This is a genomic window from Mesorhizobium sp. M1A.F.Ca.IN.020.06.1.1 (assembly GCF_004023265.1).
Lineage (GTDB): Bacteria > Pseudomonadota > Alphaproteobacteria > Rhizobiales > Rhizobiaceae > Mesorhizobium.
In genome coordinates this window covers 1-2972 of record NZ_RZSR01000759.1, presented here as the reverse complement: position 1 = coordinate 2972, position 2972 = coordinate 1, and the positions used below count along the sequence as shown (strand labels likewise).

The following is a 2972-nucleotide window of genomic DNA, read 5'->3' as shown; positions in this document are numbered from 1 at the left end:
CGTTTGCGGAAAAGGTTGCTTAACGCTTCGCTACTATGTCCCGCTTCGGGAGGCAGGACAGAGTGAGCGCGATGAACGACAGCCCCGAAAAGCGCAATGAATGGCGCGCCATCTTCTACGTGCAGGCGCGTGTGGCGATCCTGTTCGTCCCGATCATCGTCAGCCTGCTGATCATCGGCGCGCTTGCCGGCAACGACCGCGATCACGTCGTCATCGACCGGACCGTCACCAGCTCGGTGAAGTAGGCGACCCGGCAAGAGGCTCGCGGTATTCCGTGCACGCTAGACAAAGCGCGGGATCGGGCCGTTCTGCGCCGTCGTGCGGTCGCCGAGGTCGATGAACACCTCGTCGACATAGCACCAGCCCCAGCCTTCGGGCGGATCGTAGCCTTCGATGACCGGATGCTGAGTGGCGTGGAAATGCTTGGTGGCGTGGCGGTTGGGCGAGTCGTCGCAGCAGCCGACATGGCCGCAGGTGCGGCAGAGTCTGAGATGCACCCACCAGGAGCCGCTCTTCAGGCATTCCTCGCAGCCGAGGGCGCTCGGCACCACATCCTTTATGTCGTCCGTATGCCTGCATTCGTCCATCAGGGTCTCCTTTCGGGCTGAGCAGCACGCCCGCCGTTGCGCGCAAGATAGGCATGCAGCGCCGCCACCACCTGAGCGCCTTCGCCGACGGCGGCCGCGACACGCTTGGTCGAGCCGCAGCGCACATCGCCGATGGCGAACACGCCGCTGCGGCTCGTCTCCATCGGGCCGTGTCCCGGCGCCACATCCGGTCCGGTGCGCACGAAGCCCTTAGCGTCGAGCGCCACGTCGCAGCGCGCCAGCCAGTCGGTGTTCGGGTCGGCGCCGATGAACAGGAAGAGGTGGTGGATGGTCCGCGTCGTCGCCACGCCGGTGACCCGGTTGCGCCAGCACAGCTGGTCGAGGTTGCCGTCATGGCCGTCGAGCGCCTCGACCTCGGTTTCCGTCAGCACCTCGATGTTCGGCTGCGCCACGATCCGCTCGACCAGATAGCGCGACATGGTGGCGTCAAGGCTGTCGCGCCGCGCCAACAGCGTCACCTTGCGCACCTGGCTGGCGAGAAAGACGGCCGCCTGGCCGGCCGAGTTGCCGGCGCCGACCAGCGCCACTTCCTGGTCCCGGCAGAGCCGTGCTTCGATCGGCGAGGCCCAGTAATGCACGGACGTGCCCTCGAACTGCGCGATATTGGCGATGTCGAGGCGACGGTAGCGCGCGCCGCTGGCGATCACCACGGTGCGCGCGCGCAGGGTCTCGCCGTCGCCAACGTCCAGCCGGTAGCCGGCCATGTTGTCGGCGGCGCCGAGCAATTTGGCTTCATCGGGGATCACCATCTCGACCCCGAACTTCTGCGCCTGGTTGTAGGCGCGCGCCATCAGCGCCATGCCCGTAATGCCGGTCGGAAAGCCGAGATAGTTCTCGATGCGCGAGGATGCCCCCGCCTGCCCGCCGAAGGCGCGGCAGTCGAGCACGATGGTCGACAGCCCCTCGGAGGCCGCATAGACCGCGGCCGCCAATCCGGCCGGCCCGGCGCCGACGATGGCAACGTCGTAGATCTTGCCGGCGTCGAGCGGCCGCAGCAGCCCGACGCAGCGGGCGAGATCGCTTTCGCCGGGATTGTGCAGCAGCTTGCCGTTGGGACAGAGCACGATCGGCAGATGGTGCGGATCGACATGAAAACGCTCGATCAGCGTCTTGGCGCAGGGATCGGTGTCGGAATCGAGCGCGCGGTGCGGCAGGCCGCTGCGGGTGAGGAAACCCTGCAGCCGCAGCACATCGCCATTGCCGGGACGGCCGATGACTATCGGCCCGCTGGTGCCGCTCTCGAGCAGGCGGACACGGCGCAGGATCAGCGCGCGCATGACGCGCTCGCCGAGATTCGCCTCCTGCACCATCAGATCGCGCAGCCGCTGCGAGGGGATGACGATGGCTTCGACCGGCTCGGTCGCCTCGGCATTGACCAGCGACGGCCGGCTCGAAAGCTGCGCCAGCTCGCCGATGAAATTGCCCGGACCATAGGTGATGATCGCCTCGCGCGGGCCAAGACCGCTGGCCTGCGTGATGTCGACCTTGCCTGACAGGATGACGATCAGTCCGGGCGAGACCGTGCCGGCCGTCACGATATGCTCGCCGGCGCCGTAGGCTCTTGGCACGCCGAAGCGGCGCATGCGCTCGATGTCCGCATTGGCGAGCACGGGGAACATCTGGTCGCGGCGGGCGGCGATCGTCGGGCTGACGGAGGGGGCCATGACCGGACCGTAGCGTCCGCGGCAGCGGGTTTGAAGCGGTTTGTTCAGGGACTGGCCGGAAGGGCAGGTGGCCGCTACGCTGTCAGCTATCCAAGCGACCTCGCCAGCTTGCGCAGCGCCCCCTGCGGATCATCGGTGATGACGGAGCCATGCGAGACGAGGATGCGCTTGAGCGCCGGCAGGTCAGCCCATCGTCTCAATTGCGCTGCGAGTGCCGCCTTGTCGCCGACCATCGTCAGCTTGACCGGCCAGGGTATACGCGGCTCATCACCGGCAAATCCCATCATGCGCAATGCCCAGCCGGCAAAACCGGATGCGCCGCGGATGTTGCCGACGATATCATTGAGAACGAGCGTCGTGCCGTTCGGTCCGTCGATTTGCAGCGCCGCTTCGCGATCACGGGTTCCGGGGACGGTGACGAGCTTGACGTCGGGATCGCCAAAGTCGCCGCGTGCCGCATCGACATGCACCACCTTCTCGACGCTGTTGCGCGCGCCCGCCGGTGCAATCACCTGAAGCGTGGGATAGCGATCTTTCCATGGCTTTGCATCGAGCCGGTGATGGTCGTTAGGGACGATCAGGAAGGCCGGCTGGCCGAAGGCCTCGATCGCGCGCATCTGTTCGTCGTCGAGCGCGATGGCGCTGAAGATGACGAGCCGTCCGTCGCGCAATCGCACCACGGTCATGCGCCGTTTCAGGT

The 2972-nt window shown here is 66.7% G+C and carries 4 protein-coding genes; 1 reads left to right on the top strand and 3 read right to left on the bottom strand.

Translation table 11 applies throughout. The annotated features are described in order from the left end of the window. Positions 1 to 62 precede the first annotated feature (62 nt). A complete protein-coding gene (locus EOA60_RS26460; RefSeq protein WP_164746949.1) occupies positions 63 to 245 on the top strand; it encodes a hypothetical protein in 183 nt (60 codons plus the stop codon). Between the two features lie 36 nt (positions 246 to 281). Here EOA60_RS26460 and EOA60_RS26455 read toward each other — a convergent pair whose 3' ends face one another. The 3 genes from EOA60_RS26455 to EOA60_RS26445 all read right to left on the bottom strand — a co-directional run. Next, on the bottom strand, positions 282 to 587 hold the full coding sequence (locus EOA60_RS26455; RefSeq protein WP_067003235.1) for a UBP-type zinc finger domain-containing protein: 306 nt from the start codon (positions 585 to 587) through the stop codon (positions 282 to 284). Next, entirely contained in the window at positions 587 to 2272 is a 1686-nt protein-coding gene (locus EOA60_RS26450; protein ID WP_095825096.1) for a cyclic nucleotide-binding domain-containing thioredoxin-disulfide reductase, read from the bottom strand. The genes EOA60_RS26455 and EOA60_RS26450 overlap by 1 nt, the downstream gene beginning before the upstream one ends. Positions 2273 to 2358: 86 nt before the next feature. After that, positions 2359 to 2972 (bottom strand): hypothetical protein (locus EOA60_RS26445; RefSeq protein WP_206628255.1); only part of this gene is annotated, 614 nt, incomplete at its 5' end.